Below are 15,460 nucleotides of genomic sequence, written 5' to 3'. Positions count from 1 at the left end.
CTGAAAGCTGACCGACTGCCATGCACCTTCGCCCTCTTTCTTAATTACAGGAGTCAACCATGTCTGGAAGCAACTTCATCGGCGGCCAGCGCAGCGCGGCCGGCAGCGTGCGCCTGCACAGCCTCGATGCGCGTACCGGCGAAGCATTGCCGGTGGCCTTCACCCAGGCCACCCCTGAGGAGGTGGCCGCTGCCGCCCAGGCTGCCGAGTCGGCCTTTGCCGAGTACAGCGCCATGGCGCCCGAGCGCCGTGCGCAGTTTCTGGAGGCCATTGCCGACCAGCTGGACGCGCTGGACGATACCTTCGTCGCCACCGTGTGCCGCGAGACCGCGCTGCCGGCTGGGCGCATCCAGGGTGAGCGTGGCCGCACCAGCAACCAGATGCGCCTGTTCGCCAAGGTGCTGCGCCGGGGCGACTACCTGGGGGCGCGCATCGACCGCGCGCAGCCACAGCGCCAGCCGCTGCCACGCCCGGACCTGCGCCAGTACCGGACCGGCGTAGGCCCGGTGGCCGTGTTTGGCGCCAGCAACTTCCCGTTGGCCTTCTCCACCGCCGGCGGCGACACCGCCGCAGCGCTGGCGGCCGGCTGCCCGGTGGTGGTCAAGGCGCACAGCGGCCATATGGCCACGGCCGAGCAGGTGGCCGAAGCCATCGAGCGTGCGGCGGTCGCCACCGGCATGCCCGCGGGCGTGTTCAACATGATCTACGGCGCCGGTGTCGGCGAAGCGCTGGTGCGCCACCCGGCCATTCAGGCGGTCGGCTTTACCGGTTCGCTTAAAGGCGGCCGCGCCCTGTGCGACTTGGCGGCAGCACGCCCGCAGCCGATCCCGGTGTTTGCCGAAATGAGCAGCATCAACCCGGTGCTGGTGTTGCCAGCGGCGTTGCAGGCCCGCGGCGAGCAGGTGGCCAAGGAACTGGCCGCCTCGGTGGTACTGGGCTGCGGGCAGTTCTGCACCAACCCCGGGTTGGTCATCGGGGTTGCCGGCGAGGCGTTCAGCACCTTCGTCGCGGTATTGGCTGCGCAACTGGCGGACCAGCCCGCGCAGACCATGCTCAATGCCGGCACCTTGCGCAGCTATGCCAGCGGCGTGCAGCGCCTGCACCAGCACCCGGGCGTGCGCCATCTGGCCGGTGCCGAGCAGGCCGGTGACCAGGCCCACGCCCAGCTGTTCCAGGCCGACGTGAGCCTGCTGCTCAACGGCGACGAGCTGTTGCAAGAGGAGGTTTTCGGGCCTGCTACCGTGGTGGTCGAAGTGGCCGACGAAGCCGAACTGCACCGCGCCTTGCGCGCGCTGCACGGGCAACTGACCGCCACCTTGATCGCCGAGCCGGAAGACTTCCAGCGCTTCGCCGCGCTGGTGCCGGTGTTGCAGCGCAAGGCCGGGCGGCTGTTGGTCAATGGCTACCCGACCGGCGTCGAAGTGTGTGACGCGATGGTGCATGGCGGCCCATACCCGGCCACGTCCGATGCCCGTGGCACCTCGGTCGGCACCCTGGCCATCGACCGCTTCCTGCGCCCGGTGTGCTACCAGGACTACCCGGACGCGTTGCTCCCCGATGCCCTGAAAAACGCCAACCCGCTGGCTCTGCAACGTCTGGTCGATGGCCAGCACAGCCGTGAAGCGCTGGCCTGAAGGCTTGCGCTGCACCTTGCAGGCGCGGCTTTAACCGCGAACACCGGCAAAGCCGGTGCCCTCGATTACATAGCCTGGCGCCGTCACCCGGCACCAGGCCCCACCGCAACGGCTCAGAAGCGAACCGTGATACCCGCATTCACCGAATGGAACCGGGCATCCGAACCAAACTGCCCCTGATACGACAGCCCTACATCGGTCTGGCGGTTCAGTTGCACTTTCGCCCCCACCTCCGTCATCGCCACGTTGCGCGTCTGCGCGATGCCCTGCACCGCGAAGTCCGGGCCACCGGCGAACGACTGGGTGCTGTTCGGGTCCAGGTCACCATAGGCACGACGCCAGCCCAGCGAACCGAAGAACCGGGTGTCGTGATCGGCCACGCGGGTGCGTGTCGAGGCGCGCATGCCCACGGTGGAGAACCAGGTGTCCTGCTTCTCGCTGGACACGTCCAGCGCTGCGGCACCGCCTTTTTCATGGAAGCTGTCGGCGTCGTACTTCACGTACGAAACACCCACGAACGGCTCCAGCGCCACTGCACCCAGGCCGATGCGGTACGCCGCTTCGGTACTGGCCTGCAAGGTGTTGGCGTCGCGCTTGCCTTTCAGGTGGTCGTTGAACCCGGCAAAGGCCACGTTGCGTTTGCTGTCCAGCTTGTGCCAGGTGTAGCCGACGTCTGCGCTCAAACGCAGGGCGTCAAGTTGCGCGCCGGTGTACAGGCCCAGGTGATAGTTGTCGCTGTGGCCCTTGGCATCGCGGTCGTCGGCGTCGAACTTGGTGCGGCTGTAGCCACCGTATACGCCGGCGCGCCAGTCCGGGTTGATGCTGCCATCGGCGCCAATCAGCACACCGCCGGTGCGCTGGTGCAAACCGCTGGAACCGTTGTTGCCGTCCAGCTTCGACCAGTTGCCGAAGGTTTGCGCCCAGGCGCCGCCCTGTGCTTCAGGGGTGGTTGGCATAAGATTCGAGGCCCCCAACGGCATGCGCACGCTGCTGCTGTCGAACAGGTCGCGCAGGCGGGTGCCCAGCACGCCGGAGACCACCTGGCTATTGGCGATCAGCGCGGTGCCGGTGCTGGCGTGGTAGTCGCCGGAAAGCTGGTCGATGGCATCGCGAGCGCTGTCGGCATCCAGCACTAGCAGGTTGTTGTACAGGCGCAGCGGTTCGCCGCTCTGTTGCAGGTCGCTGAGTGCGCCAGCAGTGTTCCACTGGTTTTCGGTAAGCGCCACGGTCTGGAAGATGCCCGGGGTGCCTGGCCCGCCGGTTTCTGGCGGCTGCACCGGTGGTTGTACCGGGGGCTGCACTGGTGGCTCAACCGGTGGCTGTACCGGTGGTTCTACCGGAGGCGTAACCGGTGGTTCTACAGGCGGCTGCACCGGAGGCGTAACGGGCGGTTCGACAGGTGGCTCTACCGGAGGCGTAACCGGTGGCTCCACAGGCGGCTCGACCGGCGGCTCAACAGGTGGCTCAACGGGCGGCGTGGTCTTCTGCGCGATGGTCAGGTTCAGTTCATTGGCCGTGCGCTGCAGGCTGACGTTGAGGAACGCCGAGTTGGTAAATGCTTCGGCATAGGCCGTGCCAGCGGCAGCGCCGTCCACCACGCCGCCCTGGGCGGCCAGCAGGGTGTAGGTTTGCCCGGTCTGGTAGCTTTGTGCGTCGTTCAGTGTGGTGACATCGACCCGTGTGCCACGCAAGGTCGCGGTGCCGCTGACATTGACGCGGTCTGAGCCGCCATCACCGGCGATATCGGCGGCGTAACGCGAGCCGGCTGCCATGTCCAGGTCGCCGTTGATCTTCAGGGTGCCCAGCGCGCCTTCACCTGGCGACAGGGTACCGCCCGAGGCCACCTGGGTGCTGCCGACCTGGCCGATACCGGCCAGCACACCGCCGTCCAGTACCTGCGCGCGGTTGCTGTAGTTGCCGGCAGCATCGGTGTGGCCGACGGTGCCGTTGACCACCAGGGTGCCGTTACCGACGCTCAGCAGCGAGGTGCCGCGCGGGTTGCTCTGGTCGACATCGCCGGCCAGCACCAGGCGCCCGCCTCGCACTACCGTGCTGCCAGACATCCCGGTCAGGTCGCCGCTCAGGGTGGTGTCGCCGCTGAAGGCATACACACGGCCAGCACCGCTGATGGTGTTGCTCAGTTGCAGGTCGCTGTCGGTGTGGTTGAAGGCCAGCGCACCGCCGCTGGCACCGAAGCGGATTGCCGTCAGTGGGTCAAGGCGGCCGGCGGCTTGTGCTTCGCTGGCGGTGATGGCGTCGATGTCGGTGCGGCTCTCGTCCCTGACCACGCCACCGCCGATGCTGAGTGTACCGCGCCCAGCCGAGTTGACGTTGTCCAGCACGCTGATGTCGATGCCTTCGGTGCTGCTAAGCTCGGCGCCGTTGGCCAACACCAGGTTGGTGGTCCTGGCGGTGGTGCCCAAGGTCAGCGCGCGCGTGGCCAGGCGCGTGCCTTCGCCGGACACGCTCACCACACTATTGCGGCTGAGGTTGACCGAGCCCAGTTCCATTGTGTCGCTGGTCAACACTGCGCCATCGCTCAGGCTGAGGTCGTAGCGGTTGACGAAGCGGCCGGTATTGTCCCAGCGCGTGTTGGCTCCGGACAGCTCGCTGGTCGAGTTGATGTTCACGCGTTCGCTGGCAAGCTGGCCGCCATCCTTCAAGGTGATGCGCGTGTCGTACCGGAAGGTGCCGCTGGCAGTCACGTTGACGGCATCCACTTTCGAGCCTTCACCGCTTACCAGCAGGTTTGCCCGGGACAGGCTATTGCCGGCATTGCCGTTGTCGCCCATCTGCAGGTCGCGCACGAGCACTTCGCCGCCGTCGAGCACGTTGAGCGTACCCTGACCAGCACCACCGACGACGATGGTGTTACCCAGGACGGCAGTGGTGCGCGGCACCAGCCAGCGGGTTCCAGGGCCCTGGACTGTGACCGTTGCCATGGCGGTAGCCGCTTCGCTGTTGGTGGACGAGCCACCGATCCGCCCACCTCTGCTGGTCAGTTCGGCGCCGTTGTTGAGGGTGAGTGTGGCGGGGACGCCGTTGCCGGGGCGCAGGGACACTGTGCCATCGTAGGCACGGTCACTGCTGATGGTGTCTTCACCGCTGTCGAGGATGTAGTCCGCTGCGTGGGCACCCGGCAGCATGGCGAGTGTGATCGCGAACGTAAGTGGGGAAAGTCGGAAAAGGGGATTCATAGAAACTCCAGATACTCCATTAGATGCCACGCAGGTGGCGGCCAGCGCTGGGGGCGATGGCGTTCCATATGTGCAACGGATTAACGCTGGGAGTATCGGGGAGGGCTTTCTGCGATGAGAATAGTACGCATGTGCTAGCTGCTTGCAGAATGAGACGTGGCGCACAGCGTGCTGCGGGCATGCACTGTGGTGCATGGCACCGGCTGCGCCGGTGTTCGCGGCTAAAGCCGCTCCTACAGTTGTTACATCTTCGTCGAGGAACGTGATGATCCCTGTGGGAGATCACCCAGCCCTTCCGGGCTGCGCTGTCTCGCAGAGAACAATGGCCATTGTGGGAGCGGGCTTGTCCCGCGAAGCAGGCAACGCGGTGTCTGGCACCGGCTTTGCCGGTGTTCGCGGGACAAGCCCGCTCCCACAAGTTTCACCAAATCAATAAGTTAGAGTTTGTTCTATGAGAGCGGGTTCACCCGCGAAGAAACCAGCGCGGTGCATGGCACCGGCTGTGCTGGTGTTCGCGGCTAAAGCCGCTCCTCAGCGGCAACCGTGCTGAACCGTGCTTGAGGTATTGAACGGCTAACCGCCCGGCACGGTCGCGGGTGAACCCGCTCCCATGGCGCTGCACATCACTTATTGTCAAACCCCCGTAGGTCAGTCATCGCGGCACTCAGGCTATCGATGGCCAACCCACAGGGGCATGGCGGCAAGCTTAGATTTCAGCAAGGCGCGGTCAGGTTGCTACCTGGTAACAAGGCACGTACGCGGCGCCGCCAGGCAGCTTCATCCGGTGCTGGTCGACGAACGCCTGCAGCAGCCGGCCCAGCGGGTCGAGGACGGCGCTGTCGCCGTGGATCTGGTACGGGCCGTGTTCTTCGATCAGGCGGATGCCCTTGTCCTTGACATTGCCGGCGACGATGCCAGAAAACGCCCGGCGCAGGTTGGCCGCCAGTTCATGCGGTGGCAGCTCGCGGCGCAGGTCCAGCTCGGCCATGGCCTGGTGGGTCGGGTCGAACGGGCGCTGGAAGCTTTCTTCGATCTTCAGCAGCCAGTTGAAGTGGAAGGCATCGTTGCGCTCGCGGCGGAACTGCTTCACCTCCTTGAGCCCTTCGACCATGTGCCGGGCAACTTCGGCCGGGTCGTCGATGATGATTTCGTACAGGCGGTGCGCCGCCTCGCCCAAGGTGGCGCCGACGAAGGCGTGCAGCTGTTGCAGGTACGGCTCGGCACTGCGCGGGCCGGTGAGTACCACCGGGAACGGCAGGTCGTGGTTGTCCGGGTGCATGAGGATGCCCAGCAGGTAGAGGAATTCCTCTGCCGTACCGGCCCCGCCGGGGAAGATGATGATGCCGTGGCCGACCCGCACGAAGGCTTCCAGGCGCTTCTCGATGTCCGGCAGGATCACCAGTTCGTTGACGATCGGGTTAGGCGCCTCGGCAGCGATGATGCCCGGCTCGGTCAGGCCCAGGTAGCGGCTGCCATGCATGCGCTGCTTGGCGTGGGCGATGGTGGCGCCTTTCATCGGGCCCTTCATGACGCCCGGGCCGCAGCCGGTACACACGTCCAGCTTGCGCAGGCCCAGCTCGTGGCCGACCTTCTTGGTGTATTGGTATTCCTCGCTGCTGATCGAGTGGCCACCCCAGCACACCACCATCTTCGGCTCCACGCCCGGGCGCAGGGTGCGGGCGTTGCGCAGCAGGTGGAAGACGTAATCGGTGATGCCCTGGGAGCTTTCCAGGTCGATGCGCTGGCTGGCCAGCTCGCTTTCGGTGTAGACGATGTCGCGCAGGGCGCTGAACAGCATTTCACGGGTGCTGGCGATCATTTCGCCATCGACGAAGGCATCGGCCGGGGCATTCAGCAGCTCCAGGCGTACACCGCGGTCCTGTTGGTGGATGCGTACCTCGAAGTCCTGATAGGCCTCGAGGATGGTCTTGGCATTGTCGACATGGGCGCCGGTATTGAGGATGGCCAGGGCGCACTGGCGGAACAGGGTGTAGAGGCTACCGGTACCGACTTCACTCAGTTGCTGCACTTCACGTTGTGACAGCGTCTCCAGGCTGCCTTTGGGGCTGACGGATGCATTGATGACATGGCGTTGAGGCATCTAAGTCTTTCCTGTGCGGGTAAAACATCCTTCTTTGACAACACCATACCTAGAAATGTGGACGGCAACGAGGGGGGCTGTGAAAAAGCTTAAGACCGAGTCGCCTGGTTCACCCGCGAACCAGGCGACTCGGTCCAAGGTCAGCCCAACAGCTTCTGCACCCCCAGGGTAATCGCCAAACCCCCACCAACCAGCCAAAGGTTGAGAATCGCCCCGGTAGCCAGCGCCCGTGGCCCGGCCTGGCGGATCTGGCTGAAGCGGGTTTCCATGCCCAGCGCGGTCATGGCCATGGTCAGGGCAAAGGTGTCCAGGCTGTTGACCGCCTGGGTCACGCTGCCGGGCAGCACCTGCAGCGAGTTCACCAGTACCAATGCGAGGAAGCCGAAGGCGAACCAGGGCATGGCAATGCGCCCGTTGCCCTGCGCCTGGCCAGCCTGGCGCGAGCGGCTGATCCACAGGCCCACCACCAGCAGCACCGGCACCAGCAGCATTACCCGGGTCATCTTGACGATGGTGGCGATATGCGTAGCCTCGGGGCTGACGTTGCTGGCCGCGCCGACCACCTGCGCCACTTCGTGGAGGGTGCCGCCCAGCAACAGCCCGGCGCCCATGGTGTCCAGGTGCAGCCAGCCGGCGTTGATCGCCAGCGGGTAGAGCAACATCGACAAGGTGCCGAACAGCACCACGCTACCTACCGCCATGGCGCTCTTGTGCGGGGCGCTGCGCAGTGCCGACTCGAAAGCCAGCACGGCCGCCGCGCCGCAGATGGCGCTACCGGCGGCAGTCAGCAAGGCAGTATCGCGGTCCAGCTTGAACACTTTCATCCCGCACCACAGGCCGATCAGCAGGGTACTGCTCACCACCAGCAGCGAAACGATGAGGCCCGACCAGCCGACTTCGGCAATTTCCTGCAGGCTAACCCGCAGCCCAAAGAACGCCACGGCAATGCGCAACAGGCCGCGTGCGGAAAAGTTGATGCCTGCCGCCCAGCTTGCCGGTACGCCGTCGCGCAGTGCATTGCCATACAGCGCACCGGCGACGATACCGACAATCAGCGGGCTGATGCCGAGGTTGGCGATGGCGGGCATGGCTGCCAGTTGCGTGACCGCCAGCGCGAACAGCGCGACGAAAAGAATGCCATTGAGCCGCCCTTTGGTAGAAAGGGTAGGGGCAAAAGCAGGGTTGGACGGAACCGTGGCCATGTGAGTCCTCCGGAAAGGTGTTTCGACAAGGCCTACGTTAATCTGGTTATAAGCTTATAAAAAATCGTAATTTAGAATGGCAAATATCCGGATAGCTGATATTTTTTAAATATGACCCCAGAACAGCTGATAACGTTTGCCACGGTTGCCGAGTACGGCAACATCAGCCATGCGGCCCAGGCCCTGCACTTGTCACAGCCGGCGGTATCTGGCCAGCTCAAGCTGTTGCAGGAGGCGTTTGGCGAGCCCCTTTACCAACGTGCCGGGCGCGGTGTGCGGCTGACGGCGGCTGGCGAACAATTGCTGGCGCATGCCGAGCGCCTGCGTGAAACCTTCCGCCAGGCCCAGGCGCTGCGCGAGGCCATGCATGGGCTGGAGCGAGGCACCTTGCGCATCGGCGCCAGCACCACGCCGGCCAGCTACCTGTTGCCCTACCTGATCGCCGATTTTCAGGGGCGTTATCCAGACGTGGTGGTGACTACCTCGCATGGCAACACCACCGAGATCGTCGCCGCCCTGGACAGTGTCGATATCGCCCTCATTGAAGGCCCGCCTGGGCAGGAGCTGCCGTTGGGGACCGAGGTGACGGCGTGGCGCGAGGACGAGATCGTGGCGATTGTGCCGCGTGGGCACCCCTTGGCAGGGAGTGAACAGCAGGCGCTGGCGTCGCTTGGTGCCTACCCGTTGGTGCTGCGTGAGAGCGGCTCGGGCGTGCGGCAGATCGTCGAGCGGGCGTTTGCCCGGGATGGCGTGGCCATGCGTGTGGCACTGGAAATTGCCGGGGTGGAAGGGGTGAAAGAGGCGGTGCGGGCCGGGATGGGGATCGGTTTTGTGTCAGCGATGTCGATCCGCCATGAAGATGGGGCGTTGCACCGGTTGCAGGTGGTGCCGCAGGCGTTGATCAGGCGGTTTTCCATATTGATGCCGCATGCGGCCGCGCCGTCGCGGGCGGCGGCGCGCTTTTTTGAGTTGTGTGTTGGTATGAAAGAGGTGGGTTGATTGTGCTGGCCTCTTCGCGGGTGAACCCGCTCCCACAGTGACAGCACAGGTTTCAAGGGTAGTGATATCCCTGTGGGAGCGGGTTTACCCGCGAAGAGGCCCGCACAGGCACCATCAACTCACCTTGAAGACATGCTTCATATAGGCAACAAAATTCTCATCCCGGCACTGGGTCTTGCCCGGGCTGTCGGAAATCTTCGCCACCGGTGCCCCATTGCAGTCGGTCATCTTGATCACGATGTTCATCGGCTCCACCCCCGGGATATCGCAGGTCAGCCGGGTGCCAATGCCAAAGCTCACGTTGATCCGCTCATGCAGCGCCCGATACAGCTCCAGCGCCTTGGCAAAATCTAGCCCATCAGAAAAAATCAGGGTCTTGCTCCTAGGGTCGATCCCCAGCCGCTCATAGTGGGCAATGGCCTTTTCCGCCCAGGCCAGCGGGTCGCCCGAGTCATGCCGCAAACCGTCGAACAGCTTGGCGAAGTACAGGTCGAAATCGCCGAGGAACGCATCCATGGTGATGCAGTCGGTCAGGGCGATGCCCAGCAGCCCGCGGTACTCCCGCACCCAGCACTCCAACGCGGCGGCCTGGCTATCGACCAGGCGCGGGCCAAGCTGCTGGTGGGCCATGAACCATTCGTGGGCCATGGTGCCGAGCGGTTTGAGCTCGAATTCGCGGGCCAGGTGCACATTGCTGGTGCCGACGAAGCGGCCCGGGAAGTCGTGCTTGAGAATGTGCACCACCTCTTCCTGCACCCGGTAGGAGAAGCGCCGCCGCGTGCCGAAGTCGGCCAGCTGAAAGCCGGCCAGTTCATCGGCACTGGCCTGGGCCTTCAGCCAGTCGAGCTTCTGGTACAGGCGCTCGCCGACCTGCTCGATCACCACTTCACGATAGCGGTAGCGGTTACGCACCTCGCTGATGATCGCCAGCAACGGGATTTCGTAGAGGATCACGTGCAACCACGGCCCGCGTACGCGGATTGCCAGCTGACCGGTGCTGTCCAGGCCCACCTGCACGTAGCGCAGGTTGAAACGGAACAGGCTTAGAAAGCGGATGAAGTCCGGTTTCAGGAACGGGATTTTCTCCAGATAGGCCAACTGGTCATGGGTGACCGTGACCTCGGCCAGTTGCTCTATCTGGTAGCGGATTTCTGCCAGGTACGGGGACAGGTCTTCACCATTGCGGCAACGAAACTCCCACTCCACTTCGGCGTTGGGGTAGTTGTGCAGCACCGCCTGCATCATGGTGATTTTGTAGAAGTCGGTGTCCAGCAGGTTCTGGATGATGCGTGGGCCGAAAACACTTTCGCTCATGGGCGGTCTTCCTTGATCAGGGCAAGCTGGTGGTCGAGCGCGGCTTCGTCGCCGCAGAGGATCACGCCCTCGGCGGCCAGGGCGCCACACGCCTCGATGGCACCGGCCTGGGTCAGCGCGCGGCAGGCCGGCAGATACAGCAGCACCTGAAAGCCGGCCTGGCGCAACTGGCGGGCAGTGGTCTTGACGCAGTAATCCAGGGCCAGGCCACCGACGATCACCGTACTTACCTGCTGCACCTTGAGGTATTCGATTACCCCGGTGGAGCGCCGTTCAGCCAGATCGTGGTAACAGGCGCCGTAGGGGTGCAGATCGGGCTCGACGCCTTTCCACACGAAATAGTCGTAGTCGATGGGGGCGGGCAGCCCGGGCAGCAGCTCGAAGCCCGGGGTGCCGGGCACGCAGTGGCTGACCCAGGTCAGGTCGGCGTTGGCCAATTGCAAGGGCTGCAGCATGTGCGCGGGGTCGGCGACCACCCAGGCGGCGTTGGCCGGGTGGGCGTCCTTGCTGCCCAGGCGCAGGTCGGCACGCAGGGCCATGGCATTCAGATCAAGCGCGATTTCGTCGCCTTCGGGCACGGGCAGCTCTTGCGGCGCGTTGCGGGTGAAGCCGTTCTGGGCGTCGACATCGAAACTGGCGATCTTCATGGCGGTTCTCCTTGCTGGAATGCCTATATAATTCACCTGGTGCATTATGTGTGTCAAGCGACTTTGTTACCGCGTTTTCTGGTTGCCTTATTTAGATGCTCTGGTGGAATATTGCGGCACTGAACAAGGAGTTGCCCGGTGAGTACAGTCGAAGTTCTGGCCAGTGTCGATATCGTTGCCCTGCGCCTGGCGCCTGGTGCGCAGCATCTGCAAGTGTTGTTGCACCGCCGAGAGCGCGAGCCGCATGCCAGCCAGTGGGCGCTGCCCGGCGTAATCGTCAATGGCCGCACCGCTGATACCAGCCTGGAAGCTGCCGCCGAACGTGCGCTACGTGAGAAAACCCAAGTTGTGCCTCGCTACATGGAGCAGGTGGGCACCGAGGGCAATGCTTTCCGTGATCCACGGGGCTGGTCGCTCAGCACCTATTACCTGGCTTTGCTCGACCCGGGGCAGGTGGCCGAAGGTGAGCAATTGGCGTTTTTCGACGTGGAAAGCGTGCTGGCGCGCAAGGTGCTGTTGCCGTTCGATCACAACCTGCTGGTAGAGCGCGCCCGCGAGCGGCTGGCCGCGAAGACCGTTTACAGCAGCCTGCCGCTGTACCTGCTGGCGGAGAAATTCACCGTGCTCGATGCATTGGGGGCAGTGCAGGCGTGCCTGGGGCAGGCAGTGAACGGCACCTCGCTGCGCAAACGCCTGGAGCGCTTGCGCGAGCTGGGCTGGGTGAGGGACACCGGGAAAAAGAACCAGCCGAAGCTGGGCCGGCCGCAGCAGTTGTACCAGTACACGCCGCAGGGCGATCGGGCATTCATGTTTGACCGCAGCCTGCTGCCTGAAGGCGCTTAGCTCACATTTCTTGCGCTTGCGCTTGCCCTTGCTCTTGCTCTTGCTCTTGCTCTTGCTCTTGCTCTTGCTCTTGCTTCGGCTTTTGCTTCTAAGCGCGCGATAGTTCAGGCGACACAAATTGCGACTTCAGGAGGCCGAGCGGAGGGCTTGCGGAGGGAGGTGACGGGCATGGATGCCCGTCAAGCGCTGAGGCCCCAGGGACGGGGCCTGCAGCGCGTACTCCCGGGAGCAAGCCCGTAGCGAGGGGACCCCGGAGCGGAGCGTAGGGGCCGGATGATGGGAGCCGACGGTTTTTGGTTCCTTTATGCCACGACAAAAAGGGACCCGCCGGAAGGGCGGAAAGGTGACTTAGCGCCACCTGCGCATTACGAATGTCTGCGCGATGCGAATGCCCACATCCCATAAAGTTAAAAGCTTAAGCGTTGGTTTCGATACAGTGAAAAAGCTTTCTGCGATGGCGACGCTCACTCACCTTTTCGCCCTTACGGCGAGTTCCTTTTTGTCGTGGCAAAAAGGAACCAAAAACCGTGCGCTCCCATCATCCGGCCCCTACGCTGCGCTCCGGGGTTCCCTCGCTACGGGCTTGCTCCCGGGAGTACGCGCTGCAGGCCCCATCCATGGGGCCTCAGCGCTTGACGGGCATCCATGCCCGTCACCTCCCTCCGCAAGCCCTCCGCTCGGCCTCCTGAAGTCGCAATTTGTGTCGCCTGAACTATCGCGCGCTTAGAAGCAAGATCAAAAGCAAGATCAAAAGCACGGCCGTTCCGAGTTGGGGTGGATATCTCGGCACAGCCGATCATTCACCCGTTATTGGTGGGCATTCGATTGGCCGGCCTCCATCTTCCCAGCCATCAATTGCTCACCATCAACTCCGGCCCCAGGTAACCGTTGATCTGCTCGATATCATCATCCCCCAGGCTGCCGACCGACGAGGCCAGGCGTAGCCTGGCCATCAGGTAGTTCAGCTTGGCCTCGAACAGGTCATGGCGGGCGTCATACAGCAGTTCTTCGGCATTGAGCACGTCCGAGTTGGTGCTGGTGCCGCCTTCCTTGAAGCCCTTGCGGGTCGAGGTCAGCGAGCGTTCGTTGGAGGCCACGGCCTTTTCCAGCGCATGCACGCGCAGGGCGCCGCTCTGCACGCCGCGGTACTCGCGGGTGGTGTCGGAAATGACCTCCTGGCGCGTGGCATCCAGTTCGTCCAGGGCCTTGGAGCTGTTGGCGCTGGCCTGGCGGGTGAGGGCGCTGGTGCTGCCGCCGCTGTACAGCGGAATGTTCAGCTCCAGGCCGATCGAACTGTAGTGGTTGCGCTGGTTCAGTTCCGAGATCGACTGGCTACTGCCGGCGGTATAGCCCGCCACAAAGTCCAGGGTCGGATAGTGCCCGGCACGGGCGCGGTTGACCTCTTCCTCGGCCAGCTCGTAGTTGTGCCGGCGCGCATGAATCAGCGGGCTGTCGGCCTGGGCCTTGACCAGCCAGTCCTGCAGGTTGCCCGGCATCAGCGGTGGCGTGGCGAAGCCCGGCTGCAAGGTGGTCAGCGCCTGCGGGGTTTCGCCAATGTATTCCTCCAGTTTGCGTCGGGCGTTGACCAGGTTGTCCTGCGCGTCGATCAGGTCGGCTTCGGCCAAGTCGCGGCGGGCAACCGATTCGTCGACGTCGGTGATGGTGCCGGCGCCCAGTTCCTTGCGCCGCTTCGCCGAAGCCAGCTGTTCTTCGAACGCCGTCAGCTTGGCCTTGGCCAGGGTGATGGTTTCGCTGGCCAGCAGCACGTCGAAATAGGCGTCGGCCAGGCGCACTGCCGCATCCTGGCTCTTGGCGTCGAACACCGCCACGCTGTAGTCGGCGCGTTGCTGGCCCTGGCGGTACTCGGCCATTTTCTGCTTGTTGAACAACGGTTGGCGCAGGCGCACGTTGGCACCCTTGGCGTCATAATCCAGGTCGTTGTCCTGGCCATTCTGGCGCTGGCTGCCATTGACCCGGTTGAAGTAGGCCGCCGCGTTGATCTGCGGCAGCAGGCCGGCTTCGCCGATGGCGCGGTTTTCGCCGCCGGCCTGTTTTTCATGGACCGCGGCGCGGTAGATCGGGCCTTGGTACTGCAACAGGTCCCAGGCTTCTTTAAGGTCCATGGCACTGGCCGGCACGGCCACGCCCATCAGGCACAACAGCAGGCACGGGCATTTCATGTCATTGCTCCTTGAACGCAGCGTCGACGCGTTCGAGCATCGGTTTGAGCAGGTAGCTGAGCAGGTTGCGCTCGCCGGTCTTGATGGTGACGGTGGCGGGCATGCCGGGGCGAATGTGGTTGCTGCCCAGCAGGCCCATGCCGGCTGCAGTCACTTCCACCTGGGCCAGGTAGAACGGCTGCTTGCTTTCTTCGTCGAGCAGGCGGTCGGCGGATATGGTTTTTACCCGCCCAGGAATATTCGGCGTCTGGGCGTGGTTGAAGGCCGGAAAGGCGATGTCCACGGCCAGGCCCGGGACCATCTTGTCGATGGCTTGCACCGGGATCATCGCATCGACCTGCAGCGGCTGGTCTAGCGGCACCACTTCCATGATCTTCGCGCCCGGCTGGATGATGCCGCCGACCGTGGCAATGCTCAGGGCCTGGACCATGCCGTCGATCGGCGAGCGGATCACCGTATGCGTCACTTCGTAATCCAGGGCGCGCAGGCGGTCGGCCAGGGTGGTGTTTTCCTTGGCGGTGTCGGTCAGCTGCGACTCCACTTCTTTCAGGTAATCGTGCTGGCGCTGCAGGATGCGCAGCTTGATCTCGGTGGCCTGGCTGCGGGCGCGGGCGATGTTGTTGAGGTTCTCGGCCTGGCCGGCCGACAGGTCGGCATTGCTGCGCTCCAGCTCCAGCAGGCGGTTGCGTGGTACGTAGCCTTCGGCGGCCAGCACCCGGGTGCCTTGCAGTTCCTGGTTGAGAAAGCCGATCTGCGAGGCGCGGGCACCGTACACCTGCTGCAGGCCCTTGAGCTGCACGGCCGAGGCGGTGAGGTTTTCTTCAAGAATGCTCACCTCGCCGGCCAGGCCCGCGCGGCGGGTGTCGAGCAGGCGCTGTTGCAGGTCCATGGCCGCTAGCAGGCGCGGGTCGCTGCCATAGTGCTTGAGCAGGGCCGGGTCGAAGGTGACCGTGTCGCGGCCGTCGCGCTCGGCTTCCAGGCGGTTTTCCACGGTCTTGCTGACGATGTACTGGGCGCTTAGCGCGCCTTGTTCGGCCACGGCGCGCAGCGAGTCGAGGCGTACCAGTTCCTGGCCTTTGTTCACCACATCGCCTTCGCGCACCAGGATCGCCTCAACCGTGCCACCGGTCAGGTGCTGCACCGCCTTGCGGTTGCTGGTGATTTTCACCGTGCCGGTGGCGACCACGCCAGCGTCCAGTGGCGCCAGGCACGACCACAGCAGGAAACCGCCAAAGCCGGCGATGACCAGCCACACGCCCCAGCGTGCCGGGCGGCCTGCATCCAGGTCGATCAGCTCCCTGGCTTCGGCGGGGATCAATTCGGAATGTTGAGCCATGTGCATG

10 protein-coding genes are annotated in these 15,460 nt (G+C 64.2%); 3 read left to right on the top strand and 7 right to left on the bottom strand.

Features of this window, described 5'->3' with window-relative positions:
* Positions 1 to 59 precede the first annotated feature (59 nt).
* Positions 60 to 1,634, top strand: a complete 1,575-nt coding sequence (locus tag ACI2KG_RS03460; protein WP_404660807.1) for an aldehyde dehydrogenase (NADP(+)) — start codon at positions 60 to 62, stop codon at positions 1,632 to 1,634.
* 113 nt (positions 1,635 to 1,747) lie between these two features.
* On the opposite strand, the gene ACI2KG_RS03455 is transcribed toward ACI2KG_RS03460, so the two are convergent.
* The 3 genes from ACI2KG_RS03455 to ACI2KG_RS03445 form a co-directional block, all read right to left on the bottom strand.
* A complete protein-coding gene (locus ACI2KG_RS03455) occupies positions 1,748 to 4,831 on the bottom strand; it encodes an autotransporter domain-containing protein (protein WP_404660806.1) in 3,084 nt (1,027 codons plus the stop codon).
* Between the two features lie 727 nt (positions 4,832 to 5,558).
* Entirely contained in the window at positions 5,559 to 6,932 is a 1,374-nt protein-coding gene (gene ppnN, locus ACI2KG_RS03450; RefSeq protein WP_404660805.1) for a nucleotide 5'-monophosphate nucleosidase PpnN, read from the bottom strand.
* A gap of 140 nt (positions 6,933 to 7,072) precedes the next feature.
* Entirely contained in the window at positions 7,073 to 8,134 is a 1,062-nt protein-coding gene (locus tag ACI2KG_RS03445) for a YeiH family protein (protein WP_404660804.1), read from the bottom strand.
* A 111-nt stretch (positions 8,135 to 8,245) separates the two neighbouring features.
* On the opposite strand from ACI2KG_RS03445, the gene ACI2KG_RS03440 reads away from it, so the two are divergent.
* Positions 8,246 to 9,133, top strand: a complete 888-nt coding sequence (locus ACI2KG_RS03440) for a LysR family transcriptional regulator (protein ID WP_404660803.1) — start codon at positions 8,246 to 8,248, stop codon at positions 9,131 to 9,133.
* A 114-nt stretch (positions 9,134 to 9,247) separates the two neighbouring features.
* Here ACI2KG_RS03440 and pncB read toward each other — a convergent pair whose 3' ends face one another.
* Both pncB and ACI2KG_RS03430 read right to left on the bottom strand, forming a co-directional pair.
* The gene (pncB, locus tag ACI2KG_RS03435) at positions 9,248 to 10,447 is read right to left on the bottom strand and encodes a nicotinate phosphoribosyltransferase (protein WP_404660802.1); all 1,200 of its coding nucleotides are present in this window, start codon (positions 10,445 to 10,447) and stop codon (positions 9,248 to 9,250) included.
* The gene (locus ACI2KG_RS03430) at positions 10,444 to 11,094 is read right to left on the bottom strand and encodes an isochorismatase family protein (protein WP_404660801.1); all 651 of its coding nucleotides are present in this window, start codon (positions 11,092 to 11,094) and stop codon (positions 10,444 to 10,446) included. Before ACI2KG_RS03430 ends, pncB begins: the two co-directional genes overlap by 4 nt.
* 138 nt (positions 11,095 to 11,232) lie before the next feature.
* Here ACI2KG_RS03430 and ACI2KG_RS03425 point away from each other — a divergent pair, with 138 nt between their 5' ends.
* Positions 11,233 to 11,937: an NrtR DNA-binding winged helix domain-containing protein gene (locus ACI2KG_RS03425; protein WP_404660800.1), complete on the top strand. Its 705-nt coding sequence runs from the start codon at positions 11,233 to 11,235 to the stop codon at positions 11,935 to 11,937.
* Positions 11,938 to 12,788: 851 nt separating this feature from the next.
* On the opposite strand, the gene ACI2KG_RS03420 is transcribed toward ACI2KG_RS03425, so the two are convergent.
* A complete protein-coding gene (locus ACI2KG_RS03420; RefSeq protein ID WP_404660799.1) occupies positions 12,789 to 14,117 on the bottom strand; it encodes a TolC family outer membrane protein in 1,329 nt (442 codons plus the stop codon).
* Between the two features lies 1 nt (position 14,118).
* A complete protein-coding gene (locus ACI2KG_RS03415) occupies positions 14,119 to 15,459 on the bottom strand; it encodes an HlyD family type I secretion periplasmic adaptor subunit (RefSeq protein WP_404660798.1) in 1,341 nt (446 codons plus the stop codon).
* Position 15,460: the final 1 nt, after the last annotated feature.

The organism is Pseudomonas sp. NPDC089407 (assembly GCF_044900445.1).
In the GTDB taxonomy this organism is placed as follows: Bacteria; Pseudomonadota; Gammaproteobacteria; order Pseudomonadales; family Pseudomonadaceae; genus Aquipseudomonas.
The sequence above is the reverse complement of the archived record's forward strand: the minus strand, read 5'-3'. Positions and strand labels throughout refer to the sequence as shown.

Bases quoted from the DNA above. Each gene is read 5' to 3' on its own strand.
- ACI2KG_RS03455 (WP_404660806.1), bottom strand. From the start codon at position 4,831: ATGAATCCCCTTTTCCGACTTTCCCCACTTACGTTCGCGATCACACTC.
- pncB (WP_404660802.1), bottom strand. From the start codon at position 10,447: ATGAGCGAAAGTGTTTTCGGCCCACGCATCATCCAGAACCTGCTGGAC.
- ACI2KG_RS03460 (WP_404660807.1), top strand. From the start codon at position 60: ATGTCTGGAAGCAACTTCATCGGCGGCCAGCGCAGCGCGGCCGGCAGC.
- ACI2KG_RS03430 (WP_404660801.1), bottom strand. From the start codon at position 11,094: ATGAAGATCGCCAGTTTCGATGTCGACGCCCAGAACGGCTTCACCCGC.
- ppnN (WP_404660805.1), bottom strand. From the start codon at position 6,932: ATGCCTCAACGCCATGTCATCAATGCATCCGTCAGCCCCAAAGGCAGC.
- ACI2KG_RS03420 (WP_404660799.1), bottom strand. From the start codon at position 14,117: ATGAAATGCCCGTGCCTGCTGTTGTGCCTGATGGGCGTGGCCGTGCCG.
- ACI2KG_RS03440 (WP_404660803.1), top strand. From the start codon at position 8,246: ATGACCCCAGAACAGCTGATAACGTTTGCCACGGTTGCCGAGTACGGC.
- ACI2KG_RS03415 (WP_404660798.1), bottom strand. From the start codon at position 15,459: ATGCACATGGCTCAACATTCCGAATTGATCCCCGCCGAAGCCAGGGAG.
- ACI2KG_RS03445 (WP_404660804.1), bottom strand. From the start codon at position 8,134: ATGGCCACGGTTCCGTCCAACCCTGCTTTTGCCCCTACCCTTTCTACC.